We start from the raw sequence: 15,418 nt of genomic DNA, 5'->3' as shown, positions 1-15,418 counted from the left end.
CTGAACCATTTCTTCTTTTATATTACCTATGATTTTCAACATGGTCTGCATATCAAGATTGGGTTCAAAACAACTTTGTAACATGATGTTGAAACTCTCTGTATCCATGAAACTGTTGAACTCTACATGTGGTAATATTGCCTTGGCTTCTACTAACTGCTCTCTGTTCCTGTCTTTGTTGAGTCTTGAATATACTCTGACGATACTTGGTGATTTGATATGTATTGTAAGTCCTTCTCCTACTATGTGTCCGTCTATATGATTGTTGACGTAATCAATGACACCAGTTAAGGTTGTTAGTTGAAAATGTTCATTTACTACTGGATCAGCTATCTTTCTGCAAGTGTTGGTTGCATACTTGAAACCATCTATCTCCTTGACCTCTGTCTTTCCTAATCCTACTAAATATTCTAATGCTTGTTTTATCATAACGTTTTCCTCCTAAGATTTATTTGATTTACCTTGCTTCATTAAGTCTTGTTACTTTGTCATTATCACTGTCGCTTTCATCTGCTTTACCATCGAGATTGATTGACATCTGTCCTGGTATTCCTCCTGTAAATTCCTCTGCTACCAGTTTTCCGTCTGAGTCTCTACCTATCGCTATTTCTGTCTTGAGTTTGGCAGCAGGTATCAAGGTACATTTTGTCTGAAATGATACATTGGCTGTCCTTCTACTGGAACTAGGTTTTATGGAGAATTCTATTGTTATCTTTCTAGCTTTCTCTGCTGCTGTGTTCGGGTCTGCTATGTTGTCCAGTACTTTTTCGAATTCAACGTCAAACTGTTCAATCAATGCTCCTTGTGCCATCTTGGCAATGTTAAAATAATCAATATCACTCATGTTTTTCACCCTTTCTTATCTTATATTGTTAATTGCTATGCAATACTTAGATACTGATTCAAGCTTTCATCTGTTCTGCTCTCAACTTGGCATTCATCCTTATGACAAATGCTTTCCACTTTTTCCTTTCATGTCTGTACTTCTTAATTTTCTTGATAGTCCATACTAAAACTATTCCAGTGGTGATTCCCAACATGAAGTATCTGCTATACAAAACATTCAGCTCCTTCCTGTGTCAACTGGGTTATATCTATATTCATGTATAATTCCTTGAGGTAATTGATTGTGGTAGTAAGCATGGATAGACCACCATCATCACTATTCAACCTTGCTTCAAACTCTTTAGTGGAGTCTGCATTCTTAGACCACCCATTTTCATATATCCTGCATTCAAATACATTTACATGTCCAGAGTACTTAGTAAAAATATCATGTTCGCTTAGATTGTTTACCAGTAGAGCAATTCTCATGATTTCATTCACCAACAACATTTGTTTCATCAATTGATCATTCATAAAATAGCACCTTCCTTATCTAATTAATCTATGGTATAATCTCATTAAGTAATTTTTTAATGGCTCTTATATAAGGGCTTCTTTTTTTTGTCTATTTACACTTATATAGCCTTTGAATATTAGTTTTCTATTACATCTTTTCTCTATTTCCTTGACATTGACACCGTATTTACTCATGGTTACAAAATGCATCTTAAGAGCTGAATATACATCTCCTACTTGTTCCTCTGCATCCAGTAACTCTCTGTACTGCTCTTGGTTGAACTGTGATACATTGGTCTTGTTTTTGGTAATTTTCTTGATAACCATCAATGCCTTAATCATTTCACTAGCTTCTTCAATTAAGCTGTCAATTACTATATGTGGATGTGTGTCAACGTTATTGAGTAGTGGTACATTGAAGAACTCTGTATTTCTCTCATAGGTGTATTCAGCCATGATTGATGGAGAACCCAACTCCTTTGCAAGAGCGATAATAATATCATCTGGCATATTTCTTTCTTTTCTCTCGTATGCCCCATATGTACTGGGTGCGACTCCAATCTTCACTGCTATTTCATTTTGATTCAATCCTAGCTGCTCTCTTGTAGATTTGATGATGTCTACAACACACATTTAACTATCACTCCTTTTAATTTGGGATAACTTCTCACTTTTCCCGAAGTCTTGTGAACAATGTCAAATGTTTCTCTGCTGTCTTTAACTACTAGCCAGTTATTGTGATTAAGTCTCTTAGATGTGATTAGCTGCTTTTGTCTTCTGGTTGGTCTTTTACCATGTTTCAAAAAAATCATCTCCCTACTAAATGTATTAATTATTCCTTGTAAAACTACATACTGTATAGTTCAAGCTATTTCTTTACTACAAGGCTTTTGGTATAATATGATTAAGTTAAATCACTTCTTACCTAAAAAGCTTTTTAGAATTTTCTTTCATTTGATATATGCAAATATTATTATTTGAATTGTCTTATACTCCCTTATTAGTTATAATTCATATGAAGGGAGGTCTTATTATGGTTCGAATATGTAGTAATCCAAATTGTACATATATAACTGATTGCAAAGATCCAATAAAATTTTGTAGATGGTGTAATTCCATAATGATATCTAAATGTTCTTGTTGCGGAAAACCTTTTGATAGCTCAACTACAACTGCTTGTAAACACTGTGGAACTATAATAAAAAAATAATTATAATTTTACCCCACAGGATGTACAGTAATTATCCTGTTCTTGGCAGTACTTATAACCACATACCTTACACTTTATAAACTTAGGTTGTTTATCAGTATCTGCCATTATTCCTTTTACTTGTGATAAGATTGTCGCTACTTGTTCTTCTGTCCATTCATCACGTATCAATAAAAACACAATATAATCCACGATACTTTTAATATCATTCATCCTGACTGGCTCCTTTCAACTTCTTTGATAGCTTGTACTAACTTTCTCTTCTGTGATAACAATCGCCGATTATTCTGACTAACCAAATAGCCACCAGAGTAATTAATCATATCGTCAATTCTACGTATACGCTCCCGATTATCACACCAAGCAAAGCAATTAGTTCCTATTCTCATACTCATTGCAATACAACCATTCTTTTCTTTGGTGTTATTGGCACAGTTAGAACAATCTTTTACAGGCTTGTCCATGTTTCTCACCTTCTTTCTATAGAATGTTGTATAGATAGTTTTTCTATTTAGCACCATTCTTTTTAGCTAGTTCTTTTTCTTTTTTGATTCTTGCATCATGCTCTCTAAAAACTTTGCATACAAAAATGGTATTTTCTCTATCTATTTTTTCTTTTTCTTCAGGAGTTAACTTTGGATGTACATTAATTATTTTGTATGGCATTACATCTACCCCCTATAGCACTACTTCTAGTGCTTACTACTTTGCTAATTTTGTGGTTAACCAAATTATGTAACCTCACTTGGTACAATTCTTTTGTTCTAGTTCCTTTTCTCTCTTAATTCTTTCATCATGTCTCATTAATACCTTATATACATATTCAGCTACCTCTTTTTCACGTCTTTTCTTTCTTCATGTGAAATGTCTGGATAAATATTAACTACTTTGTAAGGCATAAAACCAACTCCTTCTAATGAATTTTATGAGGTACTGTTTGTACATTATTAATTTAATTGCACTCCATACACATAACGTGTTATTATTAGTCAAAAAAAATATCATCTACAGATTTAATATTAAATGTACGTTTAAAATTGGAAATAAAATTATAACTTGGGTTTCTATCTCCATTTTCAATTTTTTGGTAAAAAGAACAAGAAACATCTAACTTTTTAGCCATTTCAATTTGACTGATATCAAGTTTTTTTCTAAACTCCACTAATCTAATAATTAGTCTCACCCCCATACACATTATGTGTAATACAATTCATATGCTATCACACTTAATGTGTATTGTCAAATGTTTTTTTTATTTTCCCACACTTATTGTGTATTCACTTGTTATACACAATAAGTGTGATATAATTATTATAATAAGTTTAATAGGAGGAGTATAATGTTTTCTAAAAGATTAAAATTACTTAGGTTAAATAAAAATTTATCACAAAAAAACCTTGCCACTTATTTAAATATTTCTCCTAGTACTATTGGTATGTATGAGCAAGGTAGAAGACAACCAGATCAAGAGACACTTCAAAAACTTGCAAATTACTTTAATGTAAATATAGATTACTTACTTGGTAGAACAAATAATCCTGTTCCTTTAGATAGTTCAGATAATAATATTAATCATAATAAAGAAATAGATCAGAAAATAAATGATTTAATTAAAGAAGTTGAAAAAACTGATGGACTTATGTTTAGTGGTGGTCCAATGGATGAACCAACTAGAGAGGTTCTTTTAAAGATGTTAAGAACTACTAAAGATATGGCAGAAAAAATGAATGAAAATAATAAAAAATAAGACATTTTATTCTAATCTTATATAGCTCAAACGACTACGAAAAAGGCATTTTAGTGAGCAGTTGGATAGTATTATCCACTGCTTTTTTGCGTGGGTTGATTTCTGAATATTTTGTTGAATCATATATTTTTATAGTATAAATGGTTTGTTTATTCAAATAATGATTTTTAAGTATATTAATTGAGTGTCGGCAATACTTTAGCTAGCTGAAATATACACTATAGATTGGGAGGTCTTAAAGTGAAAGAATTAATTAGTAGATTAAATGAAAGTGAAAAATTTGAAGTAGCTAGAGAGGCGGGAGATTATGATGAGTCTCTTCATGATAGAATTATCTTATCCAGTAAGAATAGTAATAAACCAGAATTAATAATACGCAGAGCACATTTGGACTTTTACAAAGATTTTGATTTCGATGAATTAGAATTATTAGATGATTTTTTGGGATTTATTTGGAAGACGGATATATATTTACAGGTTACAAGTGTTTCAAGGATTAATAGATCCCTTTCACCTGAGAAGAATCTAAACATTAACATGAATTATAAAAACAATAATTTAGATATATTAATTAAAGTTATAGAAGAAGGACAAGATGAGTATACTTTAATGTCATCAATTCGTGGCGGAAGATATAGACCTAGCAGAGCAACTATAGTAAAAATTTCAAATTTTACTACTTATGATGAGAGTATTTTTTCAGAGGATATTAGATGTATAACTGATTCTGTATTATTTGATATTAGTTCTAATTTCAGAATTCACTTTGAACCAATATCTTTAGATGACTATTATACAAGACCTATAGGTGGTATGGCAAGAAGACATGAATTACCAAATAATAGTATTGAATTTAGTTACAAAGACTATATACCTGAATTAATTGGATATTATAGAAATGCGGAGAAGGTTAATTATATTCCTTTTAGATATTTGTGTTATTATAGTATTATAGAATATTTTCTTGATAAAAGCGCATATTATCAAGTGTCAAGCGGTATTAGGAAAATGTTACTTAAACCTGATTTTCACTTGAGGATAGATCATTATGTGAATAAAGCTGTAAAATTGGTTAAGAAAGAAAATGAGAAGCATCTTACTGATAAAATTAAGCTAAAACGTGTCTTTAATCAATATATTGATAGAGAAGAATTGGCTGAAAATTTAGATGAAATAAATAGGCTTAGTTATTTTACTGAAGATAGAATATTAAAGTGTAATTCAGACATGAGATTAATAGGGATAAACTTTGAAAATGATAATGCTTTTTATGATAACCTAACTACTAGAATATATAGATTAAGATGTTCAATTGTTCATTCAAATCCTGATTTTGATGAAGATAAGGCTATACCTTTTCTGGCGACTAATGAAAATCTAGCTTTAGTAAGAAAGGAAATTCTTTTGATTGAAATGATTGCTAAGATAATAATAATAAATTCTGCAATATAGTTTCCGTGTAGACTTCAGCTAACAATATATTTCCGTTCGCTACGCACATCTCTTCACTGGGTGCAAGCACCGCCTACGAAGAAGGGCTCTGAGGGTCCACCAGTTCAGATACGTCGGAAATACGGAACGTTAGCTAACATATAAAACTTTGTAGTGGTATTTTGAAAGGAGAAAAACAATGAATCCAAGGATTATAAATTATTCCAATAGAATAAAAGCTATCATCCAAGAAAGTAAAGAGGTTCTTGCTACAAAACAGGGTAGTACTATAGGCGGAAGTTTTATAGGTGACAAGATAAAATTAAATGCTTGGTTAACTAAAGCAAGAAATATTATCAAGATTACTTTTGGAGAGCATAGCATTCATTATGTAGAGCTTGATAAAAAGTTAAATGTAGGTGTAAGTAGACCAAGTGATGTTGATGCAATAACTGGTGTTTTAATGGGAGCATTAGATGATTTAGAAAATGGATATATAGTTGGACAAGAGTTTTTAATAGCTGGAGAAATATTTGATTCAGTTTTGGAAGAGGCTAAACACTTATTAGAGACTAGTCATAAAGACGCTTCTGCGGTATTAGGTAGAGTGGTTGTTGAAGATGCATTAAAAAGAATTGCTCGAAGAGAAGGTATAGATGATACATATAAAACAAGTAGAATAAATGATGAATTAAAAAAAATACAAATATATACTCAACCTCAATGGAGATTGATACAAGCATGGTTAGACATAGGGAATTCTGCAGCACATGGGAATTTTTCTAATTATGATAACAATGATGTTAAAAATATGTTATCAGGTATTGAGCAATTTTTAGCACATATTAATTAGAGTAAGTTTGTCAATTGGCGTTTTATACATCAGCTAACAATGTATTTCCGTTCGTTCGGATAGAAGATGTTAAGAACTACTAAAGATATGGCAGAATGAGGATAATAAAAAATAAAATATCTTATATCGCTTAGCCGACTATGAAAAAGGCATTTTAAATGAGTAGTTGGATAGTTTTTATTCGCTGCTTTTTTGTATGGAATTTTTAATAAATAATTTAAAGAATAAGTGATAAATAAAGGTTATTATATAAATTACTATCCTAAATGGAGGAATATAAATGAAAGAAATATTTATTAATTTAGAAAATTGCTACGGTATATCAAACTTGACTTATACTTTTACATTTAATGAAAGGAAAAAAGCTCATTTGATTTATGCACCGAATGGAGTAATGAAAACATCCTTTGCAAATACTATAAAAGATATTTATTTAGAACAAGAAACTAAAGATTGTTTTTACCCCTCTCGTAATACTATAAGAGAAGTTAAATTCAATGATGCTAATGGAGTAGACATTACCAAAGATGATGTACTTGTAATTGAACCATATTTAGATAACTATAAATCTGATAATGTAAGCATATTATTAGCAGATGAAGATTTGAAAAAAGATTACGAAAACATTCATAAAGATATACAAGCTAAAATGGATATTTTGTTTAAAAATATAAATAAATTATCAGGTAAGCGAAATTCTGAAAATATACTATTAAAAGATTTTGGCTTACCTGAAAAAGAAATTTATGATTGTATTGAAAAAATCTACATTGATAATAAAGACTCCCATATCAATAAAATTGATATTAAGTACAGTAAGATAATTACTCCTGATTCTGAAAAAATCTTATTGAATAATGAAGTTCAAAAACAACTTCAAGCATATATAGAACAATACGAAAAGTTATTAACCAATTCTAGTGTCTTCAAAAAATCATTTAATCATAATAATGCAGAAGATGTTTTAAGAATTCTAAAAAAAGATGGTTTCTTCAAAGCCAAACATCAAGTTATATTTGCGAATACTGGTAATGCAATTGGTGAAAAAGAATATAAAAAGATAATAGATGATGAAAAGAAAAGAATATTAGACGAAGAATTATCCGAAGAATTTGATAAAATAGACAAGCTACTGTCTGCAAAAACAGGAACAAAGGAATTACGTGACATAATATTAAACAATAGAGAAATAATTCCAGAATTATTGGACTTACCTAATTTTAAGAGAAAGTTATGGATATCTTATCTTTTTAATGAATTACCATTAATGAAGGAAGCAATTATTAATTATCAAAATAATAGAAAAAAGCTTACTGATATAGTTAAATTAGCTAATGAACAATCCACAACGTGGAACAAAGTAGTAACTCAATTTAATGAAAGATTTTCAAATATGCCATTCAAACTTATGGTAACAAACAAAGATGATGTTATATTAAAAAGTGAGTTGCCAGCGATTGCTTTTAAATATGAAGATAGGGGTGAGGAAACCGAGGTTGAAGAAGAAAATTTACTACGTCACTTAAGTAATGGTGAAAAAAAAGCATTATACTTATTAAATGTTATATTTGAAATTCAAGCTCGAAAAGAGTTAAATAAGGATACTTTTTTAATTATTGATGATTTAGCAGATTCATTTGACTATAGAAACAAATATGCAATCATTGAGTATATTAAAGAAATAGTTGATAATGAAATATTTTTTCCAATCATACTTACCCATAATTTTGATTTTTATAGAACTGTGTCATCACGAATAGGCATTCAGCCCTCATCTAATTTTGTTAACAAAAATGAAGTGGCTATAACATTAGAGCATGGTCAATATACTAAAAATGTTTTTGCAAACTGGAGAAATAGTGTTTACAACAACGATAAAATTTTTCTTTCTTCAATTGCATTTGTCAGAAATATAAGTGAATATATTAAAGGAACCGACAATATTATATATAAAAACCTTACTAATTTATTGCACTATAAACAAGTAAGCTCAGGTGAAGTTAAAGCTACAGAAGATATTTTGGTACAAGACCTATTTATCTGGTACAACACAATATGGGAACGTAAAATAGAAAATTTTACTCAGAATAGTAGTAAAAAAGTAGTAATTCTATTAAGTGAAGTTGCTGAGCAGATAGTTAATCATGAGACAAACTCTATAAATATTGAGAACAAAATTGTTTTATCCATTGCCATTAGGCATATGGCGGAAAAATACATGATAAATAGAATAAATAATAATGAATTAGTAAATGGGATTACACGTGATCAAACAAGAAATTTGAGAAATATGATTAATTTTAACAAGGATAATCCTGAAGATATTAAAATTGAAGAAATTATTGAAAGGGTGTTAATTATTACATCTGAAAACATTCATATTAATTCTTTTATGTATGAACCAATTGTAGATATGTCATTAGAAGAGTTAATAAACTTATATAACAGCTTAAAGGGAATATAGAATAACTAATACAATAATTTTTAGTAAACAAAAAAATACTACTAGAAAGTGACAATCATGAATTGGATAAAAATTGAGATAGCTAAGTTACTAGATAAATTTGGTTCTAATGAACCAACTGAATTAGCCAATTACTTAGGTATAACCATTATCTATGATTACTTAGGTAATAATAATGGACTATATATCAATCAAAATGGTTTTAAATTTATTCTTGTTAATAATAACTTAGATTATTATGATCAACGTGTAATTATAGCTCATGAATTAGGACACGCTTTACTACATGATAATCTTAATATGGCTTACTTAGAAAAGAATACATACTATTCAAGAGATAAATTTGAATATCAAGCTAATTATTTCGCAGCTAACCTACTCTTGCCAGATGGGTTTGAAAAAGATATAGAATTTAAAGATATGAAGATAGAACAGATTTCTTCTATGGTGGCTATACCAATAGAATTAGTAAAATTAAAATTTATATAGAAATTATGTGAGAAAAAAATATATTATAGAAGATTAAATGGTATTACATTATTAAATACCTATAGTACGTAAAAATAAAGGAGGTAAGAACCATGGATGCAATTACCAAAAGTTTTCTAAATGAGTTTTCACTTAGTAAAAATTATAGAAGAATGAAAGAAAGTGACCAATTTGAATTATTTGTAAATTATTGTGTTATTAATAAAGAATATGATTCAATAAGCTTTAATATAAAAAACACATTAACTGGTAGAGCAACTCAAGGAATTGATGGAATTGGAATTATTATTAATAATAAATTATGTGAATCAATAAATGAAATTCAGGATTTAATTGATATGAACAGAATATTAAACGTTCAGTTTGTTTTTATTCAGTCTAAAACATCTTCAAAATTTAGTGGAACTAAAATAGATGGTTTTTTTAGATGGGTTAAAAGTTTCTTTTCTAATCAAGCTAATATATTTGAAACTGACGAAATGAAAACTTTTATAGAAATGAAAGATTTTATATATAATAATTCTAAGTATATGAAAGAACGAAACCCATTATGTAAATTGTACTATGTATCTACTGGGAAATGGATTGAAGATGCTAATCTTAAGAATATTATAGAAAACAATATAAAAGAATTAGATAGTACTAATCTATTTGAATCAATAACTTTCAATCCATGTGATGCTAAGATATTACAATCAATGTATAGAAAAACAAAAGAACCCGTTACTGCTGATATACATTTTGAAAAAAAAGTAATTTTGCCAACTATTCCAGATGTAAAAGTATCATATTCTGGTATGCTACCATTTGAAGAATTTAAAAAAATTATTATAGATGACACAGATAAAATGAAATCTGTATTTGAGGATAACATAAGGGACTATTTAGAAAAAGAAGATAACCCTGTAAATAATGATATTAATACAACTATTTCAAACGGGAAATTTGAATTTTTTAGTATCTTAAATAATGGTGTAACAGTTGTTGCAGAACAAATATCAGGTGCAGGTGATGATTTAACTATTACTAACTATCAAATAGTGAATGGATGTCAAACGAGTCATGTTTTATATGAAAACAGATTGATTAAAGGTATTGAGAAGGTTAACGTCCCATTAAAAATAATAATTACTGATAATCCAGAAATAAAAAGTCAAATAACAAGAGCTACAAATAACCAAACTGCTGTAGAAGTTGAACAACTAGAAGCATTAACTGACTTCCAAAAAAATCTTGAAACATTTTATAAAGCATTGTATGAAGATGAAAATAAATTATATTATGAAAGACGAACAAATCAATATAAAAATTGTGATATTCAAAACTTTAGAATAGTAAATATTGAAACTCAAATTAAAGTTTTTTCTTCAATGTTTCTTAATAAACCACATCTTGTTACAGGTTATTATGGGAAACTAAAGAAAGAAATGGGACATACTATCTTTGATATTAATCATAAATTAGAACCTTATTACGTTAGTTCATTAACCTACATAAAACTTGAAAATTTATTTAATGACAATATGATTGAAGATAATATGTGGAGATATAGATATCATATTCTAATGTTATTCAGAGTTAAAGTTGCAGGATTTAAGATACCACCATTTAATAGTAATGGTATGATTAAATATTGTACTGAAATGTTATCAGTCTTAGATGATAATGATGAATTTATTGATGTTATAGAAGAAATAATAGATTTGCTAAATAGTCCTAAATTTAATCTTAATTTTAATGATAGAAAAACTTGTGAAAGAAAAATTACAACAGATCTATTACTTGATTATTTTGATGAATGCAAACAATTAACATTTGATTTCACGGATTTATTATAATCCTTATTTTAATTACGAACAAATGTTCGTTTGCTATTTACAAACCAACTATAAAATATTATAATATAAAGGAGATGTCATTATGGCAATTAAAACAAAAACAATTTATTTTTACCAACTACATTTTTCAAAGGATACCCATAAAATTAAACCTGATGGAACTCCATTAACAACAGCAATCAGTACAAGTTATTTCAAAGATGAATTTATTAATATACTTAATAATGAAATGAATAATAATACTTTTCAATTTGGAGATACCGATCAAACATATTCATTAGAATTAATTAAATGGGGAAAGAATATAAATAGTATTAATAATACTTCATCACCTGCAATTGATAATAAAATTAATTATTTTTTCGGTAAACTCGGGAAGAAAAAGGATATTATTGACTTTCAAAAACGTAAAATAACAACTCTAAAATCAACTAAAATAACAAAAGCTGATGATGAATTTTTTGAAGTATTTACATATTTTTATATGTTTTTTGAAGACAATAATAATAACCCAACTATTACACTAGCATTTATGAAGTCTCAATCTGCACCAGATATAAGAAAATTAAGTTTGTTATCTAGAAAAATGACAGATCCAGATTATATTATTGATGTAACTCCAATAATAGCTAAAAATGGAATTGATTTAATAATAAAAAAGGATATAGTAAATAGTATAACATATAAAATTTCATTACCACCAGATAACTTACTTGACCTCGATGCATTAGGTCTTAGTGAAAAAGAATTTGAAGAAATCTCAGAACTAAAATCTATTGACTATGAATTTACATTAAAAGGTAAAAGAAGCAAGAATATTTTAAATGACAAAAATATCTTAAAAAAAATATTTAATAAAACCAAATCTTATTCTTTGAAGAAAAATGGTATGTCGGATGAACTGATTGCATGTTGTAGGAATGAAGATGAAGATATGACAAAATATAATTTCCTTGATAATAAATTCATTTCAAAAGTTACAATTGATATTGCAAATGTTTCATATTGGGATGATGAAGTTAGACTTAAAATGCATGAGAAATATATGAAAATCAGAAGGGTTTTATTAAATCATGTGAGGTGATTAATTTGAACAACAAACCTAAAATAATACGTTATTATTGGCAAAATATAGTTCTGCTCATAATTTCTTTTATTTTTGTATTTGTAGTATTAAAAAATAATTTGATTCAATATTCTAGCTCAAGTAAATTAAATTTAATAAATTTTAATGCTATAATATCTGGTTTTTTGTTTACTGCCACAAGTATATTAATTAGTACATTTTCAAATCAAAAAATTAACAGACTTAAAGAACACCATTATTTAAATAAATACTTTGCAGCAATCGTAATATCTTTAATATTTAGTATTTTGAGTATAATAATAAATTTCTTTACTTTATATTTTGATTTCTCATTCATGAAAAACAATAGTGATTTAAATGAAAAACTAATTATTCTGTTAACCATTGTTAGTATAATATTTTTCACTCAATCATTATATTTCATAATAAGAAATTTGAAACGTCTTTAAAAGAGAATGGCAAGATTATTGTCACTCTCTATTTTATTTTCTTACTAATTAACACATCAAAATATCTTATTTTAAGTTAAGTATTCTTAAATCACTTTACTTGTTAAAATCTAATTTTTCACTTATAATATAACTAACAAATTAAGAGGTGATACCCAATGATAGCAATATACGCTCGTCAATCCATAGATAAAAAAGACAGTATTTCCATAGAAAGTCAAATAGATTTCTGTAAAAAAGAATTTACTACAGAAAAATACAAGGTGTATAGCGATAGAGGTTTCAGTGGCAGCAACACTAACCGCCCCCAATTTGAACAGATGCTAAAAGATATCAAGCGTGAAGATATCTCCAAAGTGATTGTTTACAAATTAGACCGTATCAGTCGTTCTATCTTAGACTTTGCTAAGATAATTGAACTATTCAAGAAAAATCATGTGGAGTTCACTAGTGCTACTGAGAAATTTGATACTAGTACTCCTATGGGTAATGCTATGCTTAATATTACTATGGTATTCGCGCAATTAGAACGTGAGACTATCCAGAGACGTATTAAGGACAATTACTATGCCCGAGGAAAGAAAGGTTTTTTTATGGGTGGTAAAACCCCTTATGGATGTATAAAAGAAAAGATTGCTATAGATGGTGTTAAGACTTCAATGCTACAACCTAATCCAGAGGAACATAATGTTTTGATTAAGATGTTTGACCTCTACTCTACCACCGATATATCACTAGGTAAACTTTCAGCATTATTGAATCAAGAAGGTCATAAATCCCCTAATGGTGTTAACTGGGACGGACAGAAAATCCAGAGAATACTCCGTAACCCTGTTTATGTCATGGCTGATGCTGATATTTATTCTTATTATCAAAATAAAGGTTGTAAAATCAGTAATGATATATCTGAATTTATTGGTACTAATGGCTGTTATCTATACGGTAAGAGGGATCGTAACGCTGCCAAATATACTGATTTTAAAGACCATGTGTTATCTATCGGCTTACATGAAGGTTTTATTAGCAGCCATACTTGGTTAGCATGTCAATATAGGCTTGATAAGAATAAGCAGGTTAAGAATACTGGAAAAGGTAAATATACTTGGTTGAGTGGTCTAGTAAAATGTGGGTATTGTAATTATGCTATGACTGTTAAGACATTCAAAAACTATAAATATCTCTCATGCTCAGGAAAAACCAATTATAAAATATGTACCGGGGAACATCCAACTCATTATGTTGATGAAATTGAAGACTACGTACAAAAAGAGTTAATTAAGCAGCTATCAACTTTAGAAGCTGTTAAGCAAGATACTCCCAAAAAAGTTAGTTATGAACTTAATCAATTAAAATTACAGGTTATAGATATTGATAAACAGATAGACAACCTAATTAATCAACTAGCACAAGGTAGTACAGTGATATCAGATTATATCAATAATAAAATAGAACAATTAGATTCTGAGAAAAAGGGAATACTAGAAGAGATGAAACAATACATCGTGAACGATACTCTAAGTTCAGAACAGATATTAGATGCAACCAAGGATGTCAATCGTTGGGACGAACTCACTCTAGTAGAACAAAAAAATATAGCTAAGCGATTCATAAATAAGATTTTTATTACAAATGGAGCTATCAAGATTGAGTGGAAAAGCTAGTAAAATAGGGGCTTGTAGAGTTTGTCATTTTATAACTAGAGATTCAACATCCCATTGAATAGTATAATACGCACACTCTCTAGCTGTCTCCACCAACTTATCATCATAATCTCCAAAAGGTGGTCTAAACAATTCCATTTCATATCCTGTCAAATTCTTAACCTTTTCATGGGCTTTCATAAGTTCGTCTTTGATACCTTCTTTTGATAATTGAGTCATATGAGGATGAGTATTTGAATGATTTCCAATATCATGACCAGCATCTAATATCCTTTTAACATCATCTGGATATTTCTCCACCCACATACCAACTAAGAAAAATGTCGTTTTAATGTTATATTCTTTTAGTATCTCTAATAAATCATCAGTATCATCATTTCCCCATGCAGCATCAAAACTTATTGCAACCTTCTTTTCTTCTGTATCAACACAATAGATAGGCAATTGTTTTTTACTTACGGACAATGTAGCAATTGTTTTTTCAATTAACATATTACTAAGCATCATTACTGCTAATATAATTAGCAATACACCAATAACCTTTATTAACAGTTTTGTATTAAGACGTGTTCTATTCATAAATCTCCATCACACTTCTTATAAAATCTTTATTATATTCTATTCTAGTCTTTCACAAAAAATTAATAAAAGTGATTTGTTATATTACAATATCAAAATAATCAACAGAAGAAAATTAACTACTCGTGTTAATAGTAAGACTTTCCTATAGCGTACAAATAAAACCTATAGATAACCAGTTTTATAATAAAATGTTATCTATAGGTCATATTATTATTTTCTCAATACAACTTTAATTATCAAATTTTAAATTTACTCATATACAATGA

General features: G+C 28.5%; 20 protein-coding genes. 9 read left to right on the top strand and 11 right to left on the bottom strand.

Annotated elements, in window-relative coordinates:
• The 6 genes from AACQ14_RS13960 to AACQ14_RS13935 all read right to left on the bottom strand — a co-directional run.
• Positions 1-429, bottom strand: a 429-nt coding sequence (locus tag AACQ14_RS13960) for a hypothetical protein (protein ID WP_459112800.1), incomplete at its 3' end; no start/stop codon positions are given.
• Positions 430-457: 28 nt separating this feature from the next.
• Positions 458-844, bottom strand: a complete 387-nt coding sequence (locus tag AACQ14_RS13955) for a hypothetical protein (RefSeq protein WP_339364193.1) — start codon at positions 842-844, stop codon at positions 458-460.
• Positions 845-902: 58 nt separating this feature from the next.
• Positions 903-1,058: a hypothetical protein gene (locus AACQ14_RS13950; protein WP_339364191.1), complete on the bottom strand. Its 156-nt coding sequence runs from the start codon at positions 1,056-1,058 to the stop codon at positions 903-905.
• Entirely contained in the window at positions 1,051-1,359 is a 309-nt protein-coding gene (locus tag AACQ14_RS13945; RefSeq protein WP_339364190.1) for a hypothetical protein, read from the bottom strand. The genes AACQ14_RS13950 and AACQ14_RS13945 overlap by 8 nt, the downstream gene beginning before the upstream one ends.
• Positions 1,360-1,425: 66 nt before the next feature.
• A complete protein-coding gene (locus AACQ14_RS13940; protein WP_339364189.1) occupies positions 1,426-1,974 on the bottom strand; it encodes a helix-turn-helix domain-containing protein in 549 nt (182 codons plus the stop codon).
• Positions 1,962-2,144 carry a DUF6906 family protein gene (locus tag AACQ14_RS13935; RefSeq protein ID WP_339364188.1) on the bottom strand — a complete coding sequence of 61 codons (183 nt, stop codon included), beginning with the start codon at positions 2,142-2,144 and terminating at the stop codon, positions 1,962-1,964. Before AACQ14_RS13935 ends, AACQ14_RS13940 begins: the two co-directional genes overlap by 13 nt.
• A gap of 230 nt (positions 2,145-2,374) precedes the next feature.
• Between AACQ14_RS13935 and AACQ14_RS13930 the strand changes: the two genes are divergently transcribed.
• A complete protein-coding gene (locus AACQ14_RS13930) occupies positions 2,375-2,551 on the top strand; it encodes a hypothetical protein (protein WP_339364187.1) in 177 nt (58 codons plus the stop codon).
• Here AACQ14_RS13930 and AACQ14_RS13925 read toward each other — a convergent pair whose 3' ends face one another.
• The 4 genes from AACQ14_RS13925 to AACQ14_RS13910 all read right to left on the bottom strand — a co-directional run bounded on the left by AACQ14_RS13925 (position 2,552) and on the right by AACQ14_RS13910 (position 3,734).
• Positions 2,552-2,764: a hypothetical protein gene (locus AACQ14_RS13925; protein ID WP_339364186.1), complete on the bottom strand. Its 213-nt coding sequence runs from the start codon at positions 2,762-2,764 to the stop codon at positions 2,552-2,554.
• Positions 2,761-3,015, bottom strand: coding sequence for a hypothetical protein (locus AACQ14_RS13920; protein WP_339364185.1), 255 nt, complete (start codon positions 3,013-3,015; stop codon positions 2,761-2,763). The genes AACQ14_RS13925 and AACQ14_RS13920 overlap by 4 nt, the downstream gene beginning before the upstream one ends.
• 43 nt (positions 3,016-3,058) lie before the next feature.
• Entirely contained in the window at positions 3,059-3,217 is a 159-nt protein-coding gene (locus AACQ14_RS13915; protein WP_339364184.1) for a hypothetical protein, read from the bottom strand.
• Positions 3,218-3,536: 319 nt separating this feature from the next.
• Entirely contained in the window at positions 3,537-3,734 is a 198-nt protein-coding gene (locus AACQ14_RS13910; protein WP_339364183.1) for a helix-turn-helix transcriptional regulator, read from the bottom strand.
• 156 nt (positions 3,735-3,890) lie between these two features.
• Here AACQ14_RS13910 and AACQ14_RS13905 point away from each other — a divergent pair, with 156 nt between their 5' ends.
• The 8 genes from AACQ14_RS13905 to AACQ14_RS13870 all read left to right on the top strand — a co-directional run bounded on the left by AACQ14_RS13905 (position 3,891) and on the right by AACQ14_RS13870 (position 14,570).
• Complete coding sequence (locus tag AACQ14_RS13905; protein ID WP_339364182.1) at positions 3,891-4,298, top strand: helix-turn-helix domain-containing protein; 408 nt, start codon at positions 3,891-3,893, stop codon at positions 4,296-4,298.
• Positions 4,299-4,538: 240 nt separating this feature from the next.
• Entirely contained in the window at positions 4,539-5,750 is a 1,212-nt protein-coding gene (locus AACQ14_RS13900; RefSeq protein ID WP_339364181.1) for a hypothetical protein, read from the top strand.
• Positions 5,751-5,928: 178 nt separating this feature from the next.
• Entirely contained in the window at positions 5,929-6,582 is a 654-nt protein-coding gene (locus AACQ14_RS13895) for a hypothetical protein (RefSeq protein ID WP_339364180.1), read from the top strand.
• 280 nt (positions 6,583-6,862) lie between these two features.
• Entirely contained in the window at positions 6,863-9,046 is a 2,184-nt protein-coding gene (locus tag AACQ14_RS13890; protein ID WP_339364179.1) for a hypothetical protein, read from the top strand.
• A 57-nt stretch (positions 9,047-9,103) separates the two neighbouring features.
• On the top strand, positions 9,104-9,535 hold the full coding sequence (locus AACQ14_RS13885; RefSeq protein ID WP_339364178.1) for an ImmA/IrrE family metallo-endopeptidase: 432 nt from the start codon (positions 9,104-9,106) through the stop codon (positions 9,533-9,535).
• A gap of 92 nt (positions 9,536-9,627) precedes the next feature.
• Positions 9,628-11,373 carry an AIPR family protein gene (locus AACQ14_RS13880; protein WP_339364177.1) on the top strand — a complete coding sequence of 582 codons (1,746 nt, stop codon included), beginning with the start codon at positions 9,628-9,630 and terminating at the stop codon, positions 11,371-11,373.
• An 82-nt stretch (positions 11,374-11,455) separates the two neighbouring features.
• Complete coding sequence (locus tag AACQ14_RS13875) at positions 11,456-12,457, top strand: hypothetical protein (protein WP_339364176.1); 1,002 nt, start codon at positions 11,456-11,458, stop codon at positions 12,455-12,457.
• Between the two features lie 610 nt (positions 12,458-13,067).
• Positions 13,068-14,570: a recombinase family protein gene (locus AACQ14_RS13870; RefSeq protein ID WP_339364175.1), complete on the top strand. Its 1,503-nt coding sequence runs from the start codon at positions 13,068-13,070 to the stop codon at positions 14,568-14,570.
• 24 nt (positions 14,571-14,594) lie between these two features.
• Here AACQ14_RS13870 and AACQ14_RS13865 read toward each other — a convergent pair whose 3' ends face one another.
• On the bottom strand, positions 14,595-15,149 hold the full coding sequence (locus AACQ14_RS13865; protein WP_339364174.1) for a polysaccharide deacetylase family protein: 555 nt from the start codon (positions 15,147-15,149) through the stop codon (positions 14,595-14,597).
• Positions 15,150-15,418: the final 269 nt, after the last annotated feature.

The sequence above is a fragment of the Vallitalea maricola genome, from assembly GCF_036985595.1.
Classification (GTDB): Bacteria; Bacillota; Clostridia; order Lachnospirales; family Vallitaleaceae; genus Vallitalea; species Vallitalea maricola.
Note: the sequence above shows the minus strand (reverse complement) of the source record. Positions and strands in the feature narration are given on the sequence as shown.

What these genes read in the sequence shown, in the direction of transcription:
- AACQ14_RS13865 (WP_339364174.1), bottom strand. Translation starts at nt 15,149, where the DNA reads ATGAATAGAACACGTCTTAATACAAAACTGTTAATAAAGGTTATTGGT.
- AACQ14_RS13870 (WP_339364175.1), top strand. Translation starts at nt 13,068, where the DNA reads ATGATAGCAATATACGCTCGTCAATCCATAGATAAAAAAGACAGTATT.
- AACQ14_RS13955 (WP_339364193.1), bottom strand. Translation starts at nt 844, where the DNA reads ATGAGTGATATTGATTATTTTAACATTGCCAAGATGGCACAAGGAGCA.
- AACQ14_RS13885 (WP_339364178.1), top strand. Translation starts at nt 9,104, where the DNA reads ATGAATTGGATAAAAATTGAGATAGCTAAGTTACTAGATAAATTTGGT.
- AACQ14_RS13895 (WP_339364180.1), top strand. Translation starts at nt 5,929, where the DNA reads ATGAATCCAAGGATTATAAATTATTCCAATAGAATAAAAGCTATCATC.
- AACQ14_RS13920 (WP_339364185.1), bottom strand. Translation starts at nt 3,015, where the DNA reads ATGGACAAGCCTGTAAAAGATTGTTCTAACTGTGCCAATAACACCAAA.
- AACQ14_RS13905 (WP_339364182.1), top strand. Translation starts at nt 3,891, where the DNA reads ATGTTTTCTAAAAGATTAAAATTACTTAGGTTAAATAAAAATTTATCA.
- AACQ14_RS13880 (WP_339364177.1), top strand. Translation starts at nt 9,628, where the DNA reads ATGGATGCAATTACCAAAAGTTTTCTAAATGAGTTTTCACTTAGTAAA.
- AACQ14_RS13875 (WP_339364176.1), top strand. Translation starts at nt 11,456, where the DNA reads ATGGCAATTAAAACAAAAACAATTTATTTTTACCAACTACATTTTTCA.
- AACQ14_RS13890 (WP_339364179.1), top strand. Translation starts at nt 6,863, where the DNA reads ATGAAAGAAATATTTATTAATTTAGAAAATTGCTACGGTATATCAAAC.
- AACQ14_RS13930 (WP_339364187.1), top strand. Translation starts at nt 2,375, where the DNA reads ATGGTTCGAATATGTAGTAATCCAAATTGTACATATATAACTGATTGC.
- AACQ14_RS13915 (WP_339364184.1), bottom strand. Translation starts at nt 3,217, where the DNA reads ATGCCATACAAAATAATTAATGTACATCCAAAGTTAACTCCTGAAGAA.
- AACQ14_RS13925 (WP_339364186.1), bottom strand. Translation starts at nt 2,764, where the DNA reads ATGAATGATATTAAAAGTATCGTGGATTATATTGTGTTTTTATTGATA.
- AACQ14_RS13945 (WP_339364190.1), bottom strand. Translation starts at nt 1,359, where the DNA reads ATGAATGATCAATTGATGAAACAAATGTTGTTGGTGAATGAAATCATG.
- AACQ14_RS13940 (WP_339364189.1), bottom strand. Translation starts at nt 1,974, where the DNA reads ATGTGTGTTGTAGACATCATCAAATCTACAAGAGAGCAGCTAGGATTG.